The organism is Acidobacteriota bacterium, assembly GCA_038040445.1.
Taxonomy (GTDB): domain Bacteria; phylum Acidobacteriota; class Blastocatellia; order UBA7656; family UBA7656; genus Onstottus_A; species Onstottus_A frigus.
On sequence record JBBPIG010000042.1, the window covers coordinates 1 to 21,176 of the forward strand.

Here is a 21,176-nt window from a genome sequence, read left to right on the forward strand (position 1 = left end):
GGTTGAGGTTCGCGATCCGGGAAGGCGGACGAACGGTAGGCGCGGGAACGGTGTCAGAGGTTATCGAATAGCAGTCATTAGTCATTGGTCAATAGTCACTCGAGGTCATGTTTGACGACGAGTCGCGGCCAAGGACGAATGACAGATGAATAAGGACGAGAAGAAATGCTGAACGAAAAGATAAGAATCCGGTTGAAGGCGTATGACTACCGCGTGCTTGACCAGTCGACGGCTGAGATAGTTGACACGGCCAAGCGAACGGGCGCGCGGGTGGCGGGACCGATTCCGCTGCCGACGGTGAAGAACAAGTACACCGTGCTGCGCAGCCCGCACGTGGACAAGAAATCGCGCGAGCAGTTCGAGATTCGAACTCATAAGCGGCTGATGGATATTCTCGATCCGACACCGCAGACGGTGGACGCGCTGATGAAGCTCGATCTGCCGGCGGGCGTGGATGTCGAGATCAAAGCTTTCGGCAAGGACCACAAATAGATTCGTCCCTAGTCCGTAGTCAGTAGTCCGTAGCGCTTTAGCTACGGACTACGGACTACTGACTACGGACCTCGGATGATTGAATTATGGTCAACGGAATAATCGGTAAGAAGCTGGGGATGACGCAGTTGTTTTCGGAAGACGGCTCGGTGACGCCAGTGACGGTTATCAAAGCCGGTCCATGCATAGTAGTTCAGAAGAAGACCGTCAACACCGACGGCTACGATGCAGTGCAGCTTGGACTGGTCGAAGAGAAGCCGCCCCGCCGCATAAACAAACCGACCGAAGGTCACTTCAAGCGCGCCGGCGTGCCTCCTACTCGAGTGCTGCGTGAAGTGCGCGTCGAGGCGAGCGATGACGCCACCAGCGTCGGCGACAAGATCCTGGTCGACATCTTCAATGCGAACGATGTCGTTGAAGTGGTTGGCAAGTCGAAGGGAAAAGGGTTTGCCGGTGTCGTCAAGAGGCACGGATTCGCAGGCGGCGTCGCCACTCACGGCTCGATGTTTCACCGCGCGCCGGGCGGCATCGGAGCTTCGGCCTATCCCTCTCGTGTCATCAAGGGCACAAAGATGCCGGGTCACATGGGTGACGCTCGTATCACGGTCAAGAACCTTCGCGTGGCCAAGGTTGATACCGAGAATAATCTTTTGATGATTCGCGGCGCCGTTCCCGGGCCGAACGGATCGTACGTGCTGATCAAGAAGGCGCAATTGTGAGAGTGATGCGTAATCCGTGATGCGTGAGAAAAAACAAAAGGTCACGCATTACGAATCATGCATCACGATGGGGAGCGATATGCCTGTTGTGAAGGTAAAAAACCTGAAGAGCGAAGAGGTCGGCGAGGTCGAGTTGTCCGACGAAGTGTTCGGCGCGCCGCTCAACAAGGCGCTGATTTATTCGGCGGTGAAATGCTACATGGCGAATCAGCGCGCCGGAACGTCGGCGACGAAGACTCGCGGCGACGTCAGAGGCTCCGGCAAGAAACTCTGGAAACAGAAGGGCACCGGCCGCGCGCGAGTAGCCAGCTTGCGGAGTCCGCTTTGGAAAGGCGGCGGGAACGTGCATGGACCTCAGCCGCGCGATTGGTCCTATAGCATCCCGAAGAAGATGCGCCGGGGCGCGATACGCTCAGTGCTTTCGGAGCGTTTGCGCGAGGGCGGGCTGGTTATTGTCGACAACTTCGAGCTCGAGTCGCACAAGACCAAAGACCTTACGGCGACGCTTGAGACGCTGGGGTTGAACAAGCGAACTCTGGTCGTCGATTCGCTCAGCAACGGGAAGCTGGTGCTGTCGTCGCGCAATCTGCGGGAGATCACACTGGTCGCGGCCAGCAACGTGAACATCTATGACCTTCTCACCCACGAGCATGTCGCGCTGACCCGCGAGGCGGCAACCCAGCTAGAGAAGCAGTTGGGCAATCGGTAGGAGACGCTGATGAAAAGTATTTGGGATGTCATCAAAGGGCCGGTCATAACCGAGAAGGCGCTCACGATGAAAGATGAGCCTGAGTCGATGGGGCGCACGGGTAATGCCCGCCAGATGCTCACGCTCAAGGTGCATCGCAATGCGACCAAGCCCGAGATCAAGCGCGCCGTCGAGAAAATACTCGGGGTGAAAGTTGACCACGTGCGGGTAGCCAACTATCACGGCAAGATGAAACGCATACCGACGCGCCGCGAGATGGGCCGCCGTTCGGATTGGAAGAAGGCTTTTGTGACGCTCAAGGCCGGCGAGAAGCCGATCATGTATGAAGACGCAATCTAGAGAATTGTCGATTGCCGATTGCCGAATGCCGATTGAGTCAAGCGCGTTGGCCGGCAAATCGGCAATCTGAAATTGGCAATTGGCAATGAGGTAAGTGATGGGAATCAAGAAGCTCAGACCAACATCGGCAGCTACGCGGTTTCAGACGTACCTCACCCGCGATGAGATAACGACTGACAAGCCGTACGAGCCGCTGCTCGAGCCGAAGAAACGCATATCCGGCCGCAACAACGACGGGCACATAACGGTGCGGCGTCGAGGGGGCGGGGCTAAGCGGCTCTACCGGATCATAGATTTCAAGCGCGACAAGAAGGGCATACCCGCGAAGGTCGCCACTATCGAGTACGATCCGAATCGCTCGGCGCTCATCGCGCTGCTCAACTATCTTGACGGCGAGAAGCGATACATCATCGCGCCGGTTGGCTTGAAAGTCGGGCAGACAATTGTGTCGGGACCGGAAGCGGACATCATTTCCGGCAACGCGCTTCCTCTGAAGGCCATCCCGCTGGGCACGACGATTCACAACGTCGAGCTGCGGCCGGGCAAAGGCGCGCAGATGGTTAGAGCGGCAGGCGGCGCGGCGCAGCTTGTTGCCAAGGAAGGCGATTGGGCTCAACTGCGATTGCCGAGCGGCGAAATACGCAGGGTGCACATCGACTGCTACGCGACGATCGGGCAGATCGGCAACATCGAACACAGCAATGTCTCGTTGGGCAAGGCTGGGCGCAACCGGTGGCTGGGCCGAAGGCCAAAGGTGCGTGGCGTGGCGATGAACCCTGTGGACCATCCGCACGGCGGAGGTGAGGGAAAGACTTCAGGAGGCCGCAACCCGGTTACGCCCTGGGGGCAGCCTACTCGCGGGTACAAGACCCGGAACAACAAGCGCACCGACAAGTTCATCGTGCGCAGAGGGAAGAAATAAGTCCTAGTTGACCTATAGGACCTATAACATCGGAAAGTTATGGCAAGATCGATTAAAAAAGGGCCGTTCCTCGACGAACACTTGATGAAGACGATCACGCGGATGAACCAGACGAACGAGAAGCGGGTCCAAAAGACCTGGTCTCGTCGTTCGACAATCGTGCCTGAGATGGTCGGCCACACGATCGCCGTGCACAACGGGAAGAAATTCATTCCGGTCTACATTCAGGAGAACATGGTCGGCCACAAGCTCGGTGAGTTCGCGCCCACGCGGCAGTTCAAGGGCCACCCTGAGAAATCTGACAAGACCGTGAAGAAGGCGCCGGGAGGCAAGTAAGCGATGAAGGCACGCGCAGTCGCAAAATACATCAAAGGCTCGCCGCAAAAGGCGAGGCTGGTCATCGATCTGATTCGCGGGCGCGGCGTCAACGAAGCGCTGGCAATGCTGAAGACGTCGAACAAGCGCGCGGCGAAGCCGATAGAGATCACGTTGCGCTCGGCGATTGCCAACGCCGAGCAAAAGGCCGATCAACTCAACGTGGCGATCGACGTGGACCGGCTTAAGATTTCAAACGCGACGGTTGACCTCGGGCCAACCAAATATCGCCGGCGCGTTCGCCCTGCGCCGATGGGCCGGGCATATCGCGAGCGCCGCTGGCAGAACCATATAACGATAGAGGTGGAGTCGGAGAAAGAACAGTAGGCACAAGGCAGAACGCAGAAGGCAGTCACTGCTTTCTGCCTTCCGCCTACTGCCTTCTGATCGGGAGGAATCGTGGGTCAGAAAGTTCATCCGTACGGATTCAGATTGGGCTTCAATCGCACGTGGCATTCGAACTGGATCGCCAAACGCGACTATGCCGATCTCTTGCACGAAGACCTGAAGCTAAAAAAAGAATTGAAGGGCCGGTTTGCGGGCGCGGGCGTATCGCACATTGACATCGAGCGCGCGGCTAACAAGCTGAAAATCATTATCCACACTTCGCGTCCAGGCATCATCATCGGACGCAAAGGGGCGGAGATTGACAAGCTCAAGCAGGAGATCAAAGACCGAACCGGGCGCGAGGTCTACGTCAACATTCAGGAGATCCATAAGCCTGAGTTGAACGCGCAACTGCAGGCCGAGCAGATCGCCCAGCAGCTCGAGAAGCGAATCGCCTTCCGCCGCGCGATGCGGCGGGCCGTCGAAAACGCTCAGCGGTTTGGCGCGCAGGGAATAAAGGTGCGCGTGTCGGGGCGGTTGAACGGCGCCGAGATCGCGCGCTCTGAATGGTACTTGCAGGGGCGGCTTCCGCTTCACACGTTGCGCGCCGATATCGACTACGGCTTCGCTGAAGCGCACACGACGTTCGGAGTGATTGGAGTCAAGGTGTGGATCTACCGCGGGGACGAGATGACGGTGAGGCGCGCGGCGCAGGCGAAAAGACAATAGGATTTCGTCCGTAGTCCGTAGTCAGTAGTCCGTAGCGGGGACCACTGACTACGGACTACGGACCACGGACTACTGATAATGGCAGAATACAAGATTCCAAAACGAATGAAGTACCGCAAGCAGCAGCGGGGGCGTATGTCTGGACTCGCCACGCGCGGCGCGAAGATTTCTTTCGGCGAGTACGGGCTGAAAGCGCTGGAGCCGGCGTGGATAACGGGCAAGCAGATTGAAGCTTCCCGCGTTGCGATGACTCGCTTCGTTAAGCGCGGCGGGAAAATCTGGATTCGAGTGTTTCCAGATAAGCCCATCACCAAGAAGCCTGCCGAGACTCGTATGGGAAAAGGCAAGGGCGCGCCTGAAGGGTGGGTCGCAGTCGTCAAGCCCGGGCGCGTTCTGTTCGAGATGGAAGGCGTCGACGAGAAGACTGCGGCCGAAGCCATGAGGTTGGCGGCTCAGAAACTCCCGATCAAAACCAAGTTCATCACGCGCAAGGAGCAGGAAGGAGGCGGGCTGGTATGAAGGCTGAAGAGCTGAGGGATCTGTCTGATGACGACCTGCGCGCCAGAGTGAACGAGCTCAAGGAGTCGCTTTTCAGGATGCGATTCAAGCTGTCGCTGGGCAACACCGACGTTGTAAAGCAGCTTCGCGAGTCGCGTAAAGACCTGGCGCGAGTCAAGACGTTATTGCGGGAGCGCGAGGGCGCGACGGCGCAGAATTAGAAACCGAGAAGGATAGCTATGGAAGAGAACATCGAAGGAGTCCCGGCGGAAATCGAAGCCGAACCGGCCGCTGAAGTCGCCGCCGCCCCGAGCGAACCGGCCGCTGAAAACGCCGCCACGAGCGCACCGGCAAGGCACCGCCGGCAGGAAAAGGTCGGGTTGGTTACCAGTGACAAGATGCAAAAGACTGTGGTCGTGCGCGTGGAACGGCAGGTTCGCCACCGGAAATACAAGCGTTATATCCGCCGGCGGACGAAGTTCATGGCGCACGACGAGGTTGGCGCGCACATCGGGGACATCGTGCGAATAGTTGAGACGCGGCCGTTGTCTGCGCGGAAGCGCTGGCGAGTGGTTGAGATAGTTCAGAAGGCGAGGTGAACAGCTATGGTTCAGATGAGATCAATCCTCGAGGTCGCGGATAACTCCGGGGCCAAGCGCATCGCGATGATCCTGCCGGTCGGCGGACACACTGGCTCGCGCGCCGGGCTGGGCGATGTCATCACCGCGTCGGTCAAAGAAGCTTCGCCCGACGGAGCGGTGAAGAAGGGACAGGTTGTCCGCGCCGTGGTCGTTCGCACCCGGAAAGAGACGCGGCGCAAGGACGGGACCTATATTCGTTTCGATCAGAACGCGGCGGTCATCATCAAGCCCGACAACGAACCAGTGGGCACTCGCGTTTTTGGGCCGATCGCCCGAGAGTTGCGCGAGAGGCGGTTCATGAAGATCGTGAGCCTCGCGCCGGAGGTGATTTGATTAGTCATTGGCCCATCGGGAGACACGTCGGCAATGACCAATGACCAATGACCATTGACCAAGGACTAGCTAAATGAACGTTGAAATCAATGTGAGAAAAAACGACCGGGTGGTCGTGATAGCCGGTAAGGACAAGGGCAAGAAAGGCCGCGTCATCGAAGTGCAGCCCTCGAAGCGCAAAGTGATAATCGAGGGCGTGAACATGGTTAAGCGCCATAACAAAGCCAACACCCGGCGCGGGATTCAGGGCGGCATACTCGAGCGTGAGTCGCCAATCGACCTATCAAATGTGATGGTGCTCTGCCCCCACTGCGGCGAGGCAACCCGGTCGGGGCATCAGGTTCTGGAAGACGGGAAGCGGCATCGTGCCTGCAAAAAATGCGGCGCGGCGATCGAGAAACAGTAGAGACTCAAGTGGGAAAACCTAACGCGCCTGCATTTCAGCGCGATGTTGAATGGATACTGAAGGCGAGGCCCACATCGCATCAGTAACGAGGATACGAAGATGGCAGCCAGATTGAAGGAACGCTACAAGGACCAGATAGTATCGGCGCTCATGAAGGAGTTCGACTACAAGAACACCATGGCAGTGCCGAAGCTTGAAAAGGTAGTGCTGAATATGGGCGTCGGGCGCGAGGCGCAGGCCAACCCGAAAGTGTTCGACCAGGCGGCGATGGAGCTTTCAACCGTCAGCGGCCAGAAACCGGTCATCACAAAAGCCAAGAAGTCGATCGCGGCTTTCAAGCTGCGCACCGGAATGCCGGTGGGCGTTTCGGTGACGCTGCGAGGCGACCGGATGTACGAATTCCTTGATCGGTTTATTAACGCCGTGCTGCCGCGCGTGCGCGATTTTCGCGGCATCAGTCCGCGCGCGTTCGACGGGCGCGGCAATTACACGATAGGAATCAAGGATCAGTTGATCTTTCCCGAAATCGACTTCAACAAGGTTGATAGAACACGCGGCATGAATGTATCGATCGTGACAACGGCTCGAACAGACGAGGAGGGTCGCGCCCTGCTCCGAGAGTTCGGAATGCCATTTACGAAATAGTCCGTAGTCAGTAGTCCGTAGTCAGTAGTCCGTGGCTCTTCGGCGCACGGGACCACTGACTACGAACTGCCGACGGCGGACTACGGGCTACGGACTAACTATGGCAAGAACTTCTTCGATTTATAAGGCGAATGAACTGAAGCGCGCCCTGGCCAATGCAAAGCTGCGAGTCAAGGAGCAGCAGGGCAAGTCAAACAAGAAGGCGATCAAACGCGCAAAGGCGGCGGGATTAAATCTCAATGTGTTCACGTCGCGCGTTCACAACCGGTGCAGACGCTGCGGGCGTGGACGCGCCTATCTGCGCAAGTTCGCGCTTTGCCGGATATGCTTCCGCGAACTGGCGCTCGAGGGGCACGTACCCGGCGTCACGAAATCGAGTTGGTAAGAGTGATGCGTGATTCGTGATGCGGGAAATTTGTTGTTCACGCATCGCGAATCGCGAATTCAGGAGAAGTGATGACAGATCCGATAGCTGACATGCTGACGCGCGTGAGAAACGCGTATGCAGCCAAACATCAAAAGGTGGACGTGCCGCTTTCGAAGCTCAAAGTCGAAATCGCCCGGATACTGAAGGATGAAGGATTCATAAACAACTACAAGATCATAGGCGAAGGCGCGCGGCGGAACATTCGTATCTACTTGCGATATGGCCCAAAGGGCGAGCAGGTGATGTCGAAGATTGAGCGCGTTTCGAAACCCGGCTGCCGCGTTTATGTGAACAGCACGTCTGTGCCAAAAGTGCTTGGCGGAATGGGGATCAACATACTCTCGACCTCGCAAGGTCTGATGACCGACCGCCGCGCGCGTCGTGAAAAGGTTGGAGGGGAATTGCTCTGCCGAGTTTATTAGGGAAGCCAACCTGTACGGGCGTCCTCCGTGGGCGCCCCTTAGTTGCGAGCGTTCCTGTGAAGCAAGGAGGGGCGCCCACGGAGGGACGCCCGTACAGGTCATCGGGGTTGGTTTATGTCTAGAATAGGTAGAAAGCCGATATCAATACCGAAGGGCGTAAAGCTCAAGATTGAGAACGGCACCGTCGAGGTTACTGGACCCAAAGGCACTCTTACGGTCCCATTGCCGGAAGGCATCAAGTGCCGTGTCGAGGGCGATGAATTGATCGCCGAGCGCGAGTCGGACGATCGCGCTGCAGTGCACGGGCTTGCTCGCGCGCTGGTCCAGAACGCGGTTACCGGTGTGACCGACGGGTTCATCCGCCAACTGGATATTGTGGGTGTGGGCTACAAGGCTGAGCGTCAGAAGGATCGGGTGATCTTCAATCTGGGGTACTCGCACCAGATCGAGTTCCCGCTGCCTAAGGGCATCGACGTCAAGATCGAGCGCATCAACAAGCCCATTCAACAGTATCAGACGACGCTGACAATAACCGGCACGGACCGGCAGCAAGTGGGCCAGGTTGCGGCCGACATCCGTAGTCTTCGGCGGCCCGATCCTTACAAAGGGAAGGGCGTGCGCTACGCCAACGAGGCGTTGAAGCTCAAACCCGGCAAGACCGGGAAGTAGCCTGGGGTTTTGGACCAGCCAGGTACAAGGTTGCTGAAGTGACGGGCGATGATCGTTCCCGCAATCAGCGATTGAGGTGAATGCGAAATGGGAAGAAAGACAAGCCAGGAAATAAGGGAAGCGGTTCACAAGAGGATTCGAACGAAGATTTCGGGCTCCGCCGAGCGCCCGCGACTCGCCGTGTATCGCAGCCTCGACCACATATATGCTCAGATCATAGACGACGGGCAGCGGATGACTCTGGTGTCGGCTTCGACCACCGAAACAGCATGGCGCGGGCGAACCGGGGGAAACATCACCGCCGCGAAAGAGATCGGCAAGCTGATTGCGGACCGCGCACAAGAGAAGGGAATCAAACGCGTCGTGTTCGACCGCGGCGGGTACATCTATCACGGCCGCGTCCGCAGCCTTGCCGAAGCTGCTCGAGAAGCGGGACTGGAATTCTAGATTTTAGATTTTAGATTTTGGGTTCCGGGACGAGAACCTAGTCACCAATCTAAAATCCAAAATCTAAAATCTAAAATCGGCTTGGGGAGATATGGAAAGAATAGAATCATCGGGCCTTGATCTCAAAGATCAAGTCATTTCAATCAATCGCGTTACCAAGGTGGTGAAGGGCGGCAAGAATTTGTCGTTTGCGGCTCTCGTGGTTGTCGGCAACGAAAACGGCATAGTTGGATTTGGGTCGGGCAAGGCTCGCGAAGTCCCTCTGGCCATCAAGAAGGGCATTGAAGCTGCCAAGAAGAACCTCGTGCGCGTGCCGCTTTCCGGCTCGACGATCCCACACCAGACGTTGGGCGTCTTCGGCGCGGGGCGGGTGCTTCTCAAGCCAGCGCCTGAAGGAAAGGGCGTGATCGCAGGCGGACCAGTGCGCGCCGTTATGCAGTTGGTCGGCGTTCGCGACGTGGTGACCAAGTCGATTGGTTCTTCCAATCCCCATAACGTCGTGCGTGCGACTTTTGAAGGGCTGAAGAGCCTGAAAGACCCGGCTGCCGTCGCGCGGCTCCGGAGGCAGATGGTAGAAGAGGTGCAGACCGCGTGAGCGGGCAAAGCGCTAAGGGCAAAGGGCCAAGGGAGAGGAGTTCAAGATGGCTAAGGCTAAGGCGAAGGGCAACGCAAGCGAGAGTCAATCAATAAAGATCCAGTGGTATCGATCCACCATTGCAACACCGAAGGCGCACAAGGAGCTTGTGCGCAGCCTCGGGCTTACGAAGCTCAATCAGATCGTCGTGCGGCCCGATACCGCGTCGATGCGCGGGATGGTCAAGAAGGTCCCGCACCTGCTGCGGATTGTTGAATAGAAAGCGTGATGCGTGATGCGTGACCGGATGGCACTCGCTGCCTTATCGAGCATCACGCATCAGTGGAGTTTTAAGATGGCACTGGGAATACACAATATTGGAGTCCCCGAAGGCGCAAACAAAAAGAAGAAGCGGGTAGGTCGCGGGCCCGGCTCAGGCCACGGCAAGACTTCTACGCGCGGGCACAAAGGGCAGAAGTCACGGTCGGGTTATTCCGGGCGCGCTGGGTTTGAGGGCGGACAGATGCCGCTTCAACGAAGATTGCCGAAGCGCGGCTTCACCAACATCTTCAAGAAGGAATGGATCGAAGTAAACCTTGCGGGTCTGGATCAGCGCTTCGAGCCGTCAGACGAGGTAACGCCGGAGCTCATGGCTGAGCGTGGTATGATCAAAAAGAGCAAACTCGCGCGCTACGACGGCGTAGTGGTGCTGGGCAAGGGCAAGCTGACGAAGGCGCTCAAGATATCGGCCCATCGCTTCAGCGAGGCGGCGCGCGAAAAGATCGAGGCTGCAGGTGGCTCGGCGACCGTTGTATCGAGGACGGCTGAGGCGGGGAAGGCCAGCGATTAGCGACGTGCGCCAGGCTAGTCATAGGGGTTCAAGGTCATGATCGAGAATTTCATCAACAGCGTCCGCAATATCTTCGCCGTGCCTGACCTGCGCAGACGTGTTTTCTTTACGCTTGCGATGCTGGCGATCTACCGCATTGGTTCGCACGTGCGGACGCCCGGCATCGACCCGGACGCACTCGCTGCTCTCTGGAACACCGGCGACCTGCAGCGCAGTCTGGCGGGTGTGATGGACTTGTTCTCGGGCGGGAACTTTAAGGTAGTCTCGATCTTTGCGCTCGGAATCACTCCTTACATTACAGCGTCGATCATACTTCAGTTGATGACGGTTGTGAGCGCGCGACTAAAGGCGCTTCAAGAAGAAGGCGAGCTGGGGCGAAGAAAGATCACGCAGTATACCCGCTACCTGACGGTTGTGCTTTGCTCGGTCCAGTCGTTCGGCATCGCGTACTGGCTGCAGAATCAGCAAACGGGCAGCGGATCGCTTGTGCGCGATCCCGGTGTCGGCTTCCTTGCGATGACGATGCTGACGCTTTGTACCGGCACCACATTCATCATGTGGCTTGGCGAACAGATAACCGAGCGCGGGGTTGGCAACGGAATAAGTTTGATAATTTTCGCGGGTATCGTGCTCAGGTTACCGTCGGCAGCCCAGACGATGTATGAGAAGCTGATCAGCGGTGGAACCGGCACTGCGCTCGGAGTGATCGCCTTGTTCCTAGTGATGGTACTTATCATCGCGGGCATCGTTTTTGTTGAGCGCGGGTTCCGGAAGGTGCCAATAAATCACGCGCGGCGCATGGTCGGCCGCCAGTCGATACCGCAGCAACAGACTCACATGCCGTTGAAGGTCAACATGGGGGGCGTGATTCCGGTGATCTTCGCATCGTCGATACTGGCGTTCCCGCAGACTATTCTCGGCTTCATAGGGACCGACCCTACACAGACAACCGGATGGCGAGCCTGGCTCTCGAGGTTTGCGGTTGAGATCGGCGGTCAAGGACATCCGCTTCACTATCTCATATATGCCACGGCGATAATCTTCTTCACGTTCTTCTACGTTTCGATCATCTTCAACACGGACGAAGTGGCAAACAATTTGCGCAAGAATGGGGCGTTCGTCCCGGGCATCCGGCCGGGCAAACGAACGGCTGATCACTTGAACGAGATACTCACGCGACTGACGACGGTCGGCGCTACATACCTGGCGATGGTTGCGTTGCTTCCGCAGTTCTTGCTTCAGGGCTTTCAATTCCAGTACCTTCCGCTCATCGGTCCGTGGATCGACAACGGGCTTCGGTCCAACCCTTTGACGTCGTGGTTGACGACGGGGATAGGCGTGAACTTCTTTTTCGGAGGAACCAGCTTGCTGATCGTAATCGGCGTAGCGATGGATACGATGAATCAGATCGAATCTCAACTGATCATGCGCCACTATGATGGATTCCTCGGTCCGCGAGGCCGCCGGCTGCGTGCACGCCGCAGCTACTAGAACTGTTATGCCTGAGATCATCGTGTTGATGGGGCCGCAGGGCGCGGGTAAGGGCACGCAGGCGCAGATGCTGGCCGAAAGAAATGGACTTCCCCTGGTCGCTACTGGAGATATGCTGCGCGAGATTGCGCTCAGCGATATGCCGCTCGGTTTGCAGGTTAGAGAAGTGCAAGCCGCCGGTCAACTTGTTTCAGACGACATTCTTGCCCAGGTTGTGCAAACGCGTCTGAGCCGCCCCGATTGCGAGCGAGGCTGCATACTCGATGGCTTTCCGAGAACGCTTCCACAGGTGCGGCTTCTTGAGTCGATCGCCAGGGCGCTCGGGCATAGAATTACTGCCATGAGTATTGAAGCACCGCGCGAGTTGCTGGCCAAGCGGTTGGCGGGCCGGCGAACGTGCAGCGCGTGCGGCGCGATTTACAACGTCTATTTCAAGCCAAGTAGCACCGAGGGCGTCTGTGATTTGGACGGCCAGCCGCTTTTCACCAGATCGGATGATAACGAAGAATCAATAGCTCAACGGCTCGCCCTTTATGACGAGAAGACGCGGCCGCTATTGGACTATTACGCCGACTCCGGCCGCTTGTACAAAGTTGACGGCTCAGGCACGCCCGACGACGTCTTCGCCCGAATGGCCAAATTATTGGGCACTCGAGCAGACGCGAATTGATTTGGCTGTGGCGATTCGTGGTCTTTCATGATAATTCGCAAGTCCAAGTCCGAGATCGAAAGGATGCGAGCTTCAGGGCGTATCGTCGCGCAGGTATTGGAGCGCTTGTCCAAGATGATCGAGCCTGGCGTAACTACTCGGGACCTTGATCATGAAGCAGACCGGATGATTGTGGATGCCGGCGCGTATCCGACTTTCAAGGGATACCACGGTTATCCAAGTTCGATTTGCGCTTCGATAAACGACGAGGTTGTCCACGGAATTCCGAGCAAGCGCAAGCTGCGAGAGGGCGACATCGTCGGCATCGACTGCGGCGCGACATACATGGGATATGTCGGCGACGCGGCCGTCACAGTGCCGGTAGGGCGGGTCAGTGACCCGGTCAAGCGGCTTCTGGAGACCACTCAGAGATCGCTATACGAAGCGATCGAGAAATGCCGAGTGGGCAACAGGCTCGGCGATGTATGCAACGCAGTGCAGGCTTACGTCGAGCCACTAGGCTATTCCGTCGTCAAGAACTACTGTGGCCACGGCGTGGGACGCGCGATGCACGAAGAGCCGCAGGTGCCGAATTACGGTAAGCCGGGAACAGGGCCAGTCCTGCGCGAAGGATGGGTTATTGCGATCGAACCGATGATCAATCTCGGGCACGAAGACGTGAAAGTGCTTTCGGATGGCTGGACGGTTATTACTCTCGACGGCCAGCCCTCGGCGCATTTCGAGCACACGGTTGCGATTACCCAGGAGGGGCCGCGGATACTGACCGTGCTAGACAATGGAAGGGCGGCCTCGGAAGTAGCATAGACTTTAGTCTGTGCCGGCGTTCCAGGCGTAGCAAGAGACAGGGCCTAAAGCCCGCGCCACGTGCGCGGGTTGCCGGTTGCGGTTGGCGATGCTAGAATAACCGTTTGTCATCCAAGGCATTTTCCCAGCAGAGTGGCCGCATCACGGCGAGGAAGAGCAACAATGAAAGTCAGGGCGTCGGTTAAGAAAATGTGCGACAACTGCAAGGTCATTCACCGCCGGGGCGTGGTGAGGGTGATTTGCACCAACCCGAAGCACAAACAGCGTCAAGGATAGTCTAGCGAGCGAGCTTCGCGTTCGAAGCAATCGGAGGAAGAATGGCACGCATAGCAGGTGTGGACCTGCCAGCTAATAAAAGAGCTGAAATTGGTCTGACGTACATCTACGGCATCGGGCGCTCTCGCGCTAACAAGATCCTGGGAGAGGCCGGCATAAGCGTCGATAAGCGCATCCGCGAGCTGACTGAAGAAGAAGTCAATCGCATCCGCACCGTGATCGACCAGCAAGGCGGGGTCGAAGGTGATTTGCGCAAGCAGATCCAGATGGACATAAAGCGAATGATGGACATCGGCTGCTATCGCGGCCTCCGTCACCGGAGGGGGCTTCCGGTTCGAGGTCAACGCACCCACACAAATGCCCGCACCCGCAAGGGGCCACGCCGCATGACGGTAGCGAAGAAGAAGGTTGCTGGAAAGAAGTAAGAAGTGATCCGTGAGGCTTGATCCGTGACCAATCGGATCTCTTTTCACGGATCGCGCATCACGGGGATTATGGCAAAAGCTCAAACCAAAGCCGGCAAGAAGAAAACATTCAAGCGCAAGGAGCGGCGGTTGGTGCCGCAGGGAATCGTTCACATTCAAGCGAGCTTCAACAACACCCTGGTAACGATCACCGACCTGGAAGGTAACCTGATCAGTCAGTCGTCGTCGGGTGCGCTTGGCTTTCACGGGTCGCGAAAGGGCACTCCATTCGCGGCGCAACAAGCTGGCCTCCGCGCCGCTCAGGCAGCCCGTGAACTCGGAATGCAGACTTGCGAGGTCAGGGTTAAGGGTCCGGGATCAGGCCGCGAGTCGGCGGTGCGAGCGATTCAAGCGGCGGGCATTGAGGTTCGACTGATTCGAGACGTTACGCCGATTCCGCACAACGGCTGCCGGCCGCCAAAGCGCCGAAGGGTCTGATTCAGAACTTGTATCTGCATCAGAGCTGAACTAAGAGCGGTTCAGACGCACGCGGGAACGATCCCGTTTCGGTGATTTTCGAAAGGAATGTCACCGGCGTCTTAAAGGAAGAAGGGCAAAATCTGGTTGCCTGTAAACTTTTGCTTGTCGATAGGCAGTGACTGAGGTCATTGCTTGTTCTGACGGTAGACGGAGGAGTTGGACCTTGGCAAGATATCGTGGCCCGGTGTGCAGACTTTGCCGCCGGGAAGGAATGAAACTCTTTTTAAAGGGCGAGCGCTGCTATAAGCCGACTTGCCCCATCGAGAAGCGCGGCACTCAGCCGCCTGGCCAACACGGCCGCAACGTACGCCGTGCCAAACAGCTCGTCGGCTACGGGGAACAGCTACGCGAAAAACAGAAGGTCAAACGCATATACGGCATGTTGGAGCGGCAGTTTCGGCTGTATTTCCAGAGGGCCATGCGAATGAAAGGCGTGACGGGCGAAAACCTCCTCGCCTTGCTTGAGCGCCGTTTGGACAATGTAGTCTACCGCCTGGGCTACGCGACTTCGCGAGCGCAGGCGCGCCAGTTCGTCACCCACGGACACGTCCTGGTCAATGGACGCAAAGTTGATATCCCAAGCTTTCAAGTCAAGGTCGGAGACGAGATCTCGGTGCGGGAAGGGAGCCGCTCGAACATTCACATCCAGAGCGCGTTTCAAACTGCATCGGGTCGCGGGCGGCCAACCTGGCTCGAGGTCGTCTCCCCTGACGAGATACGCGGCCGCGTAGTTGCTCTTCCACGCCGCGACGACATAGGTCAGAACATTAACGAACAGCTTATCGTCGAACTCTATTCGAAGTAGTGGAGCTGGAGGTAAGAGGGCGCGCGAACGAGGTGTTTGCCCAAAGTCTCAGGGCCGGCCTCGAACCTCAGCCTCTCTTGAGAGGAAGCAATGGACGGAACAGAAACTCAATTTATGATTGGCTTCCAGAGGCCAAAGCGCCTTGCGTGCGAAACCGAAACAGCCACCGGCCGTTATGCCAAGTTCTACGCTCAACCGTTTGAGCGAGGTTTCGGCACAACAATCGGAAACTGTTTGCGGCGCGCGCTGCTCTCGTCGATTGAGGGCGCGGCCATAACGGCTGTCAAGGTAGAGGGTGTGCTGCACGAATTCTCGTCGATACCAGGTGTCGTCGAAGATGCAACCGATATCATACTCAACCTCAAGCGCATCCCGTTCAAGTTGCATGGCGCGGGACCCAAGACGCTTCGCGTAGAACGCAACGTGCCCGGCGAAATGCTGTCCGGCGAGATCGAAACGGACGCCGAGGTTGAGATCCTCGACCCGAACGTCCATATCGCGACGATCTCGGAGGGTGGATCGCTGGTAATCGAGATGCGGTTGAAGCGGGGCCGAGGGTACGTCTCCGCCGAGCGCAACTTTGATGAGGACCTGGCGGTCGGATATATCCCGATCGATTCGGTTCATTCGCCGGTAAAGAAGGTGAACTATACGGTCGAGTCCGCGCGCCTGGGTCAGAACACCGATTATGACAAGCTAACGATCGAGGTGTGGACCAACGGCTCGGTCAAGCCGGAGAACGCGGTGGGGCTCGCCGCGAAGTTGATCAAAGACCATATGCAGATCTTCATCAGCTTCGAGGAAGAGCCCGAACTTGCAGAGGCCGACAGCGAAGAAGCCGCCCGCATAACGTTCAACGAGAATCTCGATCGGTCTGTCGACGAACTTGAACTGTCGGTTCGCTCGTACAACTGTCTCAAGAACGCCGATATTCGAACTATCCGCGAACTCGTCCAGAAGTCCGAGCCCGATATGCTCAAAACGAAGAACTTCGGCCGCAAGTCCTTGAATGAGATCAAAGAGATTCTCTCTTCGATGGGATTGCACCTTGGAATGAAGTTTGACGAGCAGGGAAGGCTGGTCGACGAGGCAGGCGCATGATAGACCGAGCCGTGAATCAGGGTTTTTCTTACTAGGGATTCGATATGCGACATAGAGTTGCCCATAGAAAACTGGGGCGCACGACGGAGCACCGTTTGGCATTGCTGCGTAACCTTTGCACCTCGCTCATCACCCACGAGCGCTTGATAACCACGCTACCCAAGGCAAAAGAATTAAGGCCCTTTGCCGAGCGCGCTATTACTCTGGGCAAGCGCGCGCTCGCAGCCGATGCGCCTGAAAGCGCGCTTCACCATCGCAGAAGGGCGGCCGCCTACTTCTTCAGCGGGAACACCAACCGCGTGCCAGATGGTGGATACAAGCGTCCGCACGCTCCGCGCACCGCCGGCGTGGCTGCGCTCGATAAGCTCTTCGATGAAGTTGCTGCGAGATTTGCTGAGAGGCCGGGCGGTTACACCCGCATCTTGAAGCTGGGGGCGCGCAGGGGCGATGGCGCTGAGATGGCGCTGATCGAGTTGCTGGGAAGCGAGGCCAAGGAAGTACACGAAGATGAGAAGAAGGAAGAGAAGAAGAAAGGACGCCGCTTCTTTGGGCGTCACAAGAAGGCAGAATTGAAGGAAGGCGTGCCGCAAGAGCAGCCTATTAAGAAAAAAGGAGCTTCTGCCAAATCTTCAAAAAAGAAAGAAGGTGAGCCGCAAGAGCAGCCTGTGAAGGAAAAGGGAGCTTCTACTAAAGCTTCAAAGAGGAAGGAAACGAGCGAGTAGCCTGACAGGACTGCCGGTACCTGATGAAAGCCTCAGCCGCCAGCGGTTGGGGCTTTCGCGCATATTGATCGCGCAAATATTGGCGTCTGATTCCTCTTCTCTTGGTACAATGGGTCTGCGAAGAATGTGGCAGCACGTGAATGGCGCCAGATTGAGGAGGCAAGGATGAATCTGAAGGAAATCAAAGACCTGATCGAGCTTGTCAACGACAAGGGATTCGCAGAGTTTGAGATTGAACGACAGGGCTTCCGCCTTCGCATCAGTCGCTTCAGAGAATCCAACCCGCAGGCTTTGCCGCCGGCCCCTGCTCCAATCATCATCTCCTCAGCTATTCCGAGCGCCTCGGATATTCTCCTGCCGAGTGCGCGTCGAGGGTCGATCGAAGCCGAGACGTCCTCTGCCGCATCAAGTGCTCCTGCGCAAAAGGGTGTCCAGGCCGCTGCGGCAGAACCGGAGCTGCAGATCATCAGGTCCCCAATAGTTGGAACGTTCTATAACGCACCCTCGCCAACCTCGGAGCCGTTTGTGAGAATCGGAGATCACATCGAGCCGGACACGGTCGTTTGCATAATCGAAGCGATGAAGCTGATGAACGAGATTCAAGCCGAGGTTAGCGGTGTGATTGCTAAGATCTATGTCGAGAATGGACAGCCCGTAGAATTCGGTCAGTCCTTGTTCGGCCTCAAAACTGGTTAGTAGCAAAGAGTGAGAAGCAAGGAGATTGAAAATTGAAAAATGAAAATTGAAAAATGACAATTGAAATGGCGGCGAGATTGAACCCAAGTTTCAATTTGCAATTTTCAATTTGCAATTTTCAATTCCCGTTTATGTTCAAGAAGATCCTCATTGCCAACAGAGGCGAGATCGCGACGCGGATCATATGGGCGTGCAAGGAGCTTGGCGTCCGCACGGTCGCCGTTCACTCTGAGGCTGACCGCGACTCCCTCCACGTGCGCTTTGCGGACGAAGCTATCTGCATCGGTCCGCCGCCATCGGCGAAGAGTTACCTGAATATTCCTGCTGTCATATCTGCTGCTGAGATAACTAACGTCGACGCCATTCATCCGGGCTACGGGTTCCTTGCCGAGAACGCGTACTTCGCTGAAGTCTGCGAAGCATGCAACATCAAGTTCATCGGACCCAACTCCGCTACCATCCAATTGATGGGAGACAAGGCGCAGGCGCGCGCGGCGATGAAAGCCGCCGGGGTTCCCATAACGCCCGGGTTCGACGGCGTGATCGAAGATGAAGAGGAAGCCGTGCGGGTCGCGGCGGACGTCGGATACCCGGTGATCATCAAAGCCGCGGCTGGCGGCGGAGGCCGCGGAATGCGAGTAGTACACGATCGAGATGAGTTGCTCGCGGCGCTGCCGGCTGCTCAACAAGAGGCCCAGCTCGCATTCAGCAATCCGGCGGTCTACATCGAAAAGTACATCGAGACAGCTCGCCACATAGAGATTCAAATCCTCGGCGATCAGCACGGCAACGTCGTGCATCTGGGAGAGCGCGAGTGCTCAATTCAACGCAGACATCAAAAGCTAATCGAAGAATCGCCCTCGCCGGCTCTCACACCCGAACTGCGCCGCAAGATGGGAGAGCTGGCCGTGCGTGCGTGTCGGGAAATTGGCTATGTCAACGCGGGAACGATGGAGTTTCTGCTGGATCAAGACAAGAACTTCTACTTCATGGAGATGAACACGCGCATCCAGGTCGAGCATCCGGTGACCGAGTTCGTTACCAATACGGACCTGGTTCGCGAACAGATCCTCATTGCGGCCGGGGAGCGGCTCGAGTTTGACCAGGAGGACATCGTGTTCAGTGGCCATGCTATCGAATGCCGCATCAACGCTGAATCTCCCATTACGCACGTTCCCTCGCCGGGTCTGATCACGGCGATGAATCTGCCCGGCGGACCTGGTGTTCGCGTTGACACCGCGGCATATCCTGGTTGGGTTGTACCTCCGCATTACGACTCACTCATCGCCAAACTCATCGTTCATCACCGCACTCGGGACATGGCGATCGCGCGAATGCGGCGCGCGCTTGAAGCGTACATAGTTGAAGGAATCGAAACGTCTGTGCCGCTGCATCAGCGGATACTCGGTGAACCGGACTTCGTGGCGGGAAACCTGTCAACGAGATTCATGGAGCGCTTCAACAAGACCCACGACACGGCTAAGAGTGGACCTCAACAGGCAGCCCAGGGTGCAGGCGAATAGGCTTGTCAGATGCCAGCGTAGCATAGACTTTAGTCTGTGTTGGTCTTGCTGGCTTGCAATCACCGCGCACAGACTAGAGTTTATTCTAGCCCGCGGAGGCTTAAAGTCGGCCCGATGTCTTTCTCGCTTCCGATAGTCTATCCAATCACTGACACTCTCATAAGCGGTTTATCCCATGCCGCCCAGCTTGAATTGCTGGCCGCTGGCGGCGCCTCCCTGATTCAGTTGCGAGAGAAGCGCGCTTCACCACGCGAGTTCTATGAGGCGGCGCTTGAAGCGATGTCGGTAGCCCGATCGCTTGGGGTTCAGATCATAATCAACGACCGCGTCGACATCGCGATAGCCGCCAAGGCGGATGGGGTCCACCTCGGGCAAGACGACCTCCCGCCCGATAGAGCGAGGCTGCTGATGGGGGAAAGCCGCATCATAGGGTTTTCGACTCATTCCCTGGAACAGGCTTTGGCAGCCGATTCCGCGCCCGTCGACTACATCGCCATCGGACCCATCTTTCGGACATCCACAAAAGACAAACCCGATCCTGTCCTGGGACTTCAGGCTGTTGCTGAAATTCAAAGCCGCATATCTAAACCACTCGTCGCGATCGGGGGTATCACACTGGAGACGGCTCGTGCGGTCATCGAAGCGGGCGCCAACAGTGTTGCGGTCATTTCTGACTTGCTAACGGCGGGCGACATTGCCGAGCGAACAAAGCGCTTTGTTAACTCGCTTCGTTGAAAGCTGTGGTTGACGATTGTGGCAAGGCCGCCCGTGCGTGAGCGGCCCTGCGTGGTAAGGGGTGCGATTTATTTGAAAGAACCCTGCACGGGAACGTCGAGGACTGGAACTTCGGGATCGTTAGTCTCAATGTGGACGGTGCCCTTGAACTCGCCCGGCTTGATCTTCGTGGTGTCCAGCGTGAGCCGAATCTTGTAGACCTGACCCTCGGTTTCAGTCAACAACTCGAGCTTGATAAATGGAAGCGTAGAACTGTAGCCCTTGATTATCAGCCCCTTCTCTCTGATCTTTCGCACATAGATCATCGGCCAGTTGATAGCCGACAGGTCCGCAGCAGCCGGCATCGTCGGCATTGTGATTGACGGAGGTGACGCGAACACCTTCGGGTAAACGGTCAGCTCGAGTTCGATGGCCACCTCCGGCTGAGTAGTACTATCGGTCAAGACCTTCAAGGTTTGAAGGTAGTGGCCGGGCTTGAGCGCCGGATTGCTTGCGACCAATATCTCGTAACGCTTCCCGTCTTGTATGGTCTGAAGCGTCGCCGTGAACTCATTGCCGCCGGGAATTATCCTCTTGGCGTGAACAGGAGTCGCCAAAGGGTTGTACAGGAACATGGTGTTTGAGGAACTGCTACCGCTTAGAACGCTGGTGGTCCACCGATCGCCGGGTTCGACCCTGAGCACAGGATTGGGGTTCAACGGTGGAGGAGGCGGCGGAGTGGCAGGCGGCTGGTTGGTCTTGAACCGGGCCCGCAGTACGAGGTTGAAGTTGGGAGTCTTGGGATCATTGGTCGATACGCTCGCCGACTTTGCTACTTCACCCGAAAAGCCCTCGGTATGCTCGACTGCCAGTTCGATCTTTCCCTCCTGACCAGGAGGCACGACT

General features: G+C 57.1%; 35 protein-coding genes. 34 read left to right on the forward strand and 1 reads right to left on the reverse strand.

Annotated elements, in window-relative coordinates; all coding sequences use genetic code 11:
- Positions 1-2: 2 nt before the first annotated feature.
- The 34 genes from AABO57_27030 to thiE all read left to right on the forward strand — a co-directional run bounded on the left by AABO57_27030 (position 3) and on the right by thiE (position 20,291).
- Positions 3-71, forward strand: coding sequence for a hypothetical protein (locus AABO57_27030; protein MEK6289383.1), 69 nt, complete (start codon positions 3-5; stop codon positions 69-71).
- Between the two features lie 94 nt (positions 72-165).
- Entirely contained in the window at positions 166-492 is a 327-nt protein-coding gene (rpsJ, locus tag AABO57_27035; protein ID MEK6289384.1) for a 30S ribosomal protein S10, read from the forward strand.
- A gap of 86 nt (positions 493-578) precedes the next feature.
- Positions 579-1,211 carry a 50S ribosomal protein L3 gene (gene rplC, locus AABO57_27040; protein MEK6289385.1) on the forward strand — a complete coding sequence of 211 codons (633 nt, stop codon included), beginning with the start codon at positions 579-581 and terminating at the stop codon, positions 1,209-1,211.
- Positions 1,212-1,230: 19 nt separating this feature from the next.
- Positions 1,231-1,920 (forward strand): 50S ribosomal protein L4, encoded by a 690-nt coding sequence (rplD, locus tag AABO57_27045; GenBank protein MEK6289386.1) that lies wholly within the window; start codon positions 1,231-1,233, stop codon positions 1,918-1,920.
- A gap of 6 nt (positions 1,921-1,926) precedes the next feature.
- Positions 1,927-2,259, forward strand: coding sequence for a 50S ribosomal protein L23 (rplW, locus tag AABO57_27050; protein ID MEK6289387.1), 333 nt, complete (start codon positions 1,927-1,929; stop codon positions 2,257-2,259).
- A 97-nt stretch (positions 2,260-2,356) separates the two neighbouring features.
- Positions 2,357-3,181, forward strand: a complete 825-nt coding sequence (gene rplB / locus AABO57_27055; GenBank protein MEK6289388.1) for a 50S ribosomal protein L2 — start codon at positions 2,357-2,359, stop codon at positions 3,179-3,181.
- A gap of 39 nt (positions 3,182-3,220) precedes the next feature.
- Positions 3,221-3,517: a 30S ribosomal protein S19 gene (gene rpsS / locus AABO57_27060; GenBank protein MEK6289389.1), complete on the forward strand. Its 297-nt coding sequence runs from the start codon at positions 3,221-3,223 to the stop codon at positions 3,515-3,517.
- Positions 3,518-3,520: 3 nt separating this feature from the next.
- Positions 3,521-3,883, forward strand: coding sequence for a 50S ribosomal protein L22 (gene rplV, locus AABO57_27065; GenBank protein ID MEK6289390.1), 363 nt, complete (start codon positions 3,521-3,523; stop codon positions 3,881-3,883).
- A 72-nt stretch (positions 3,884-3,955) separates the two neighbouring features.
- Positions 3,956-4,612 (forward strand): 30S ribosomal protein S3, encoded by a 657-nt coding sequence (gene rpsC, locus AABO57_27070; GenBank protein ID MEK6289391.1) that lies wholly within the window; start codon positions 3,956-3,958, stop codon positions 4,610-4,612.
- A gap of 78 nt (positions 4,613-4,690) precedes the next feature.
- Positions 4,691-5,131, forward strand: a complete 441-nt coding sequence (gene rplP / locus AABO57_27075; GenBank protein MEK6289392.1) for a 50S ribosomal protein L16 — start codon at positions 4,691-4,693, stop codon at positions 5,129-5,131.
- Entirely contained in the window at positions 5,128-5,331 is a 204-nt protein-coding gene (rpmC, locus tag AABO57_27080; GenBank protein ID MEK6289393.1) for a 50S ribosomal protein L29, read from the forward strand. The genes rplP and rpmC overlap by 4 nt, the downstream gene beginning before the upstream one ends.
- A gap of 18 nt (positions 5,332-5,349) precedes the next feature.
- Complete coding sequence (gene rpsQ / locus AABO57_27085; protein MEK6289394.1) at positions 5,350-5,709, forward strand: 30S ribosomal protein S17; 360 nt, start codon at positions 5,350-5,352, stop codon at positions 5,707-5,709.
- Between the two features lie 6 nt (positions 5,710-5,715).
- Positions 5,716-6,084 carry a 50S ribosomal protein L14 gene (rplN, locus tag AABO57_27090; protein ID MEK6289395.1) on the forward strand — a complete coding sequence of 123 codons (369 nt, stop codon included), beginning with the start codon at positions 5,716-5,718 and terminating at the stop codon, positions 6,082-6,084.
- A gap of 73 nt (positions 6,085-6,157) precedes the next feature.
- Positions 6,158-6,490 (forward strand): 50S ribosomal protein L24, encoded by a 333-nt coding sequence (rplX, locus tag AABO57_27095; GenBank protein ID MEK6289396.1) that lies wholly within the window; start codon positions 6,158-6,160, stop codon positions 6,488-6,490.
- A gap of 99 nt (positions 6,491-6,589) precedes the next feature.
- On the forward strand, positions 6,590-7,135 hold the full coding sequence (rplE, locus tag AABO57_27100) for a 50S ribosomal protein L5 (protein MEK6289397.1): 546 nt from the start codon (positions 6,590-6,592) through the stop codon (positions 7,133-7,135).
- Between the two features lie 205 nt (positions 7,136-7,340).
- Positions 7,341-7,520: a type Z 30S ribosomal protein S14 gene (locus AABO57_27105; GenBank protein MEK6289398.1), complete on the forward strand. Its 180-nt coding sequence runs from the start codon at positions 7,341-7,343 to the stop codon at positions 7,518-7,520.
- Between the two features lie 71 nt (positions 7,521-7,591).
- A complete protein-coding gene (gene rpsH / locus AABO57_27110; protein ID MEK6289399.1) occupies positions 7,592-7,984 on the forward strand; it encodes a 30S ribosomal protein S8 in 393 nt (130 codons plus the stop codon).
- A gap of 114 nt (positions 7,985-8,098) precedes the next feature.
- Positions 8,099-8,653 carry a 50S ribosomal protein L6 gene (gene rplF / locus AABO57_27115; GenBank protein MEK6289400.1) on the forward strand — a complete coding sequence of 185 codons (555 nt, stop codon included), beginning with the start codon at positions 8,099-8,101 and terminating at the stop codon, positions 8,651-8,653.
- 87 nt (positions 8,654-8,740) lie between these two features.
- A complete protein-coding gene (gene rplR, locus AABO57_27120) occupies positions 8,741-9,100 on the forward strand; it encodes a 50S ribosomal protein L18 (protein ID MEK6289401.1) in 360 nt (119 codons plus the stop codon).
- Between the two features lie 91 nt (positions 9,101-9,191).
- The gene (gene rpsE / locus AABO57_27125) at positions 9,192-9,695 is read left to right on the forward strand and encodes a 30S ribosomal protein S5 (protein ID MEK6289402.1); all 504 of its coding nucleotides are present in this window, start codon (positions 9,192-9,194) and stop codon (positions 9,693-9,695) included.
- A 46-nt stretch (positions 9,696-9,741) separates the two neighbouring features.
- Positions 9,742-9,954: a 50S ribosomal protein L30 gene (rpmD, locus tag AABO57_27130; protein ID MEK6289403.1), complete on the forward strand. Its 213-nt coding sequence runs from the start codon at positions 9,742-9,744 to the stop codon at positions 9,952-9,954.
- Between the two features lie 81 nt (positions 9,955-10,035).
- Complete coding sequence (rplO, locus tag AABO57_27135; GenBank protein ID MEK6289404.1) at positions 10,036-10,524, forward strand: 50S ribosomal protein L15; 489 nt, start codon at positions 10,036-10,038, stop codon at positions 10,522-10,524.
- A 36-nt stretch (positions 10,525-10,560) separates the two neighbouring features.
- Positions 10,561-12,015, forward strand: coding sequence for a preprotein translocase subunit SecY (secY, locus tag AABO57_27140; protein MEK6289405.1), 1,455 nt, complete (start codon positions 10,561-10,563; stop codon positions 12,013-12,015).
- Between the two features lie 7 nt (positions 12,016-12,022).
- The gene (locus AABO57_27145; GenBank protein ID MEK6289406.1) at positions 12,023-12,685 is read left to right on the forward strand and encodes an adenylate kinase; all 663 of its coding nucleotides are present in this window, start codon (positions 12,023-12,025) and stop codon (positions 12,683-12,685) included.
- Between the two features lie 27 nt (positions 12,686-12,712).
- Entirely contained in the window at positions 12,713-13,489 is a 777-nt protein-coding gene (gene map, locus AABO57_27150; GenBank protein ID MEK6289407.1) for a type I methionyl aminopeptidase, read from the forward strand.
- Positions 13,490-13,651: 162 nt separating this feature from the next.
- Positions 13,652-13,765: a 50S ribosomal protein L36 gene (gene rpmJ, locus AABO57_27155; GenBank protein ID MEK6289408.1), complete on the forward strand. Its 114-nt coding sequence runs from the start codon at positions 13,652-13,654 to the stop codon at positions 13,763-13,765.
- Between the two features lie 41 nt (positions 13,766-13,806).
- Positions 13,807-14,190 carry a 30S ribosomal protein S13 gene (rpsM, locus tag AABO57_27160; GenBank protein ID MEK6289409.1) on the forward strand — a complete coding sequence of 128 codons (384 nt, stop codon included), beginning with the start codon at positions 13,807-13,809 and terminating at the stop codon, positions 14,188-14,190.
- A 69-nt stretch (positions 14,191-14,259) separates the two neighbouring features.
- Positions 14,260-14,667: a 30S ribosomal protein S11 gene (gene rpsK, locus AABO57_27165; protein ID MEK6289410.1), complete on the forward strand. Its 408-nt coding sequence runs from the start codon at positions 14,260-14,262 to the stop codon at positions 14,665-14,667.
- A gap of 205 nt (positions 14,668-14,872) precedes the next feature.
- Positions 14,873-15,514, forward strand: coding sequence for a 30S ribosomal protein S4 (gene rpsD / locus AABO57_27170; protein MEK6289411.1), 642 nt, complete (start codon positions 14,873-14,875; stop codon positions 15,512-15,514).
- A gap of 90 nt (positions 15,515-15,604) precedes the next feature.
- On the forward strand, positions 15,605-16,615 hold the full coding sequence (locus tag AABO57_27175; protein MEK6289412.1) for a DNA-directed RNA polymerase subunit alpha: 1,011 nt from the start codon (positions 15,605-15,607) through the stop codon (positions 16,613-16,615).
- A 44-nt stretch (positions 16,616-16,659) separates the two neighbouring features.
- A complete protein-coding gene (gene rplQ / locus AABO57_27180; protein ID MEK6289413.1) occupies positions 16,660-17,337 on the forward strand; it encodes a 50S ribosomal protein L17 in 678 nt (225 codons plus the stop codon).
- A gap of 165 nt (positions 17,338-17,502) precedes the next feature.
- The gene (gene accB / locus AABO57_27185; GenBank protein MEK6289414.1) at positions 17,503-18,033 is read left to right on the forward strand and encodes an acetyl-CoA carboxylase biotin carboxyl carrier protein; all 531 of its coding nucleotides are present in this window, start codon (positions 17,503-17,505) and stop codon (positions 18,031-18,033) included.
- Positions 18,034-18,164: 131 nt separating this feature from the next.
- A complete protein-coding gene (gene accC / locus AABO57_27190; protein ID MEK6289415.1) occupies positions 18,165-19,556 on the forward strand; it encodes an acetyl-CoA carboxylase biotin carboxylase subunit in 1,392 nt (463 codons plus the stop codon).
- A 114-nt stretch (positions 19,557-19,670) separates the two neighbouring features.
- The gene (gene thiE / locus AABO57_27195) at positions 19,671-20,291 is read left to right on the forward strand and encodes a thiamine phosphate synthase (GenBank protein ID MEK6289416.1); all 621 of its coding nucleotides are present in this window, start codon (positions 19,671-19,673) and stop codon (positions 20,289-20,291) included.
- Positions 20,292-20,359: 68 nt separating this feature from the next.
- On the opposite strand, the gene AABO57_27200 is transcribed toward thiE, so the two are convergent.
- A complete protein-coding gene (locus AABO57_27200; protein MEK6289417.1) occupies positions 20,360-21,172 on the reverse strand; it encodes a hypothetical protein in 813 nt (270 codons plus the stop codon).
- Between the last annotated feature and the right edge of the window lie 4 nt (positions 21,173-21,176).

Coding starts and splice junctions, on each gene's coding strand:
- rpsJ (MEK6289384.1), top strand. CDS start 166: ATGCTGAACGAAAAGATAAGAATCCGGTTGAAGGCGTATGACTACCGC.
- rplC (MEK6289385.1), top strand. CDS start 579: ATGGTCAACGGAATAATCGGTAAGAAGCTGGGGATGACGCAGTTGTTT.
- rplD (MEK6289386.1), top strand. CDS start 1,231: ATGCGTGAGAAAAAACAAAAGGTCACGCATTACGAATCATGCATCACG.
- rplB (MEK6289388.1), top strand. CDS start 2,357: ATGGGAATCAAGAAGCTCAGACCAACATCGGCAGCTACGCGGTTTCAG.
- rpsS (MEK6289389.1), top strand. CDS start 3,221: ATGGCAAGATCGATTAAAAAAGGGCCGTTCCTCGACGAACACTTGATG.
- rplV (MEK6289390.1), top strand. CDS start 3,521: ATGAAGGCACGCGCAGTCGCAAAATACATCAAAGGCTCGCCGCAAAAG.
- rplP (MEK6289392.1), top strand. CDS start 4,691: ATGGCAGAATACAAGATTCCAAAACGAATGAAGTACCGCAAGCAGCAG.
- rpmC (MEK6289393.1), top strand. CDS start 5,128: ATGAAGGCTGAAGAGCTGAGGGATCTGTCTGATGACGACCTGCGCGCC.
- rpsQ (MEK6289394.1), top strand. CDS start 5,350: ATGGAAGAGAACATCGAAGGAGTCCCGGCGGAAATCGAAGCCGAACCG.
- rplN (MEK6289395.1), top strand. CDS start 5,716: ATGGTTCAGATGAGATCAATCCTCGAGGTCGCGGATAACTCCGGGGCC.
- rplX (MEK6289396.1), top strand. CDS start 6,158: ATGAACGTTGAAATCAATGTGAGAAAAAACGACCGGGTGGTCGTGATA.
- rplE (MEK6289397.1), top strand. CDS start 6,590: ATGGCAGCCAGATTGAAGGAACGCTACAAGGACCAGATAGTATCGGCG.
- rpsH (MEK6289399.1), top strand. CDS start 7,592: ATGACAGATCCGATAGCTGACATGCTGACGCGCGTGAGAAACGCGTAT.
- rplF (MEK6289400.1), top strand. CDS start 8,099: ATGTCTAGAATAGGTAGAAAGCCGATATCAATACCGAAGGGCGTAAAG.
- rplR (MEK6289401.1), top strand. CDS start 8,741: ATGGGAAGAAAGACAAGCCAGGAAATAAGGGAAGCGGTTCACAAGAGG.
- rpsE (MEK6289402.1), top strand. CDS start 9,192: ATGGAAAGAATAGAATCATCGGGCCTTGATCTCAAAGATCAAGTCATT.
- rpmD (MEK6289403.1), top strand. CDS start 9,742: ATGGCTAAGGCTAAGGCGAAGGGCAACGCAAGCGAGAGTCAATCAATA.
- secY (MEK6289405.1), top strand. CDS start 10,561: ATGATCGAGAATTTCATCAACAGCGTCCGCAATATCTTCGCCGTGCCT.
- AABO57_27145 (MEK6289406.1), top strand. CDS start 12,023: ATGCCTGAGATCATCGTGTTGATGGGGCCGCAGGGCGCGGGTAAGGGC.
- map (MEK6289407.1), top strand. CDS start 12,713: ATGATAATTCGCAAGTCCAAGTCCGAGATCGAAAGGATGCGAGCTTCA.
- rpmJ (MEK6289408.1), top strand. CDS start 13,652: ATGAAAGTCAGGGCGTCGGTTAAGAAAATGTGCGACAACTGCAAGGTC.
- rpsM (MEK6289409.1), top strand. CDS start 13,807: ATGGCACGCATAGCAGGTGTGGACCTGCCAGCTAATAAAAGAGCTGAA.
- rpsK (MEK6289410.1), top strand. CDS start 14,260: ATGGCAAAAGCTCAAACCAAAGCCGGCAAGAAGAAAACATTCAAGCGC.
- AABO57_27175 (MEK6289412.1), top strand. CDS start 15,605: ATGGACGGAACAGAAACTCAATTTATGATTGGCTTCCAGAGGCCAAAG.
- rplQ (MEK6289413.1), top strand. CDS start 16,660: ATGCGACATAGAGTTGCCCATAGAAAACTGGGGCGCACGACGGAGCAC.
- accB (MEK6289414.1), top strand. CDS start 17,503: ATGAATCTGAAGGAAATCAAAGACCTGATCGAGCTTGTCAACGACAAG.
- accC (MEK6289415.1), top strand. CDS start 18,165: ATGTTCAAGAAGATCCTCATTGCCAACAGAGGCGAGATCGCGACGCGG.
- thiE (MEK6289416.1), top strand. CDS start 19,671: ATGTCTTTCTCGCTTCCGATAGTCTATCCAATCACTGACACTCTCATA.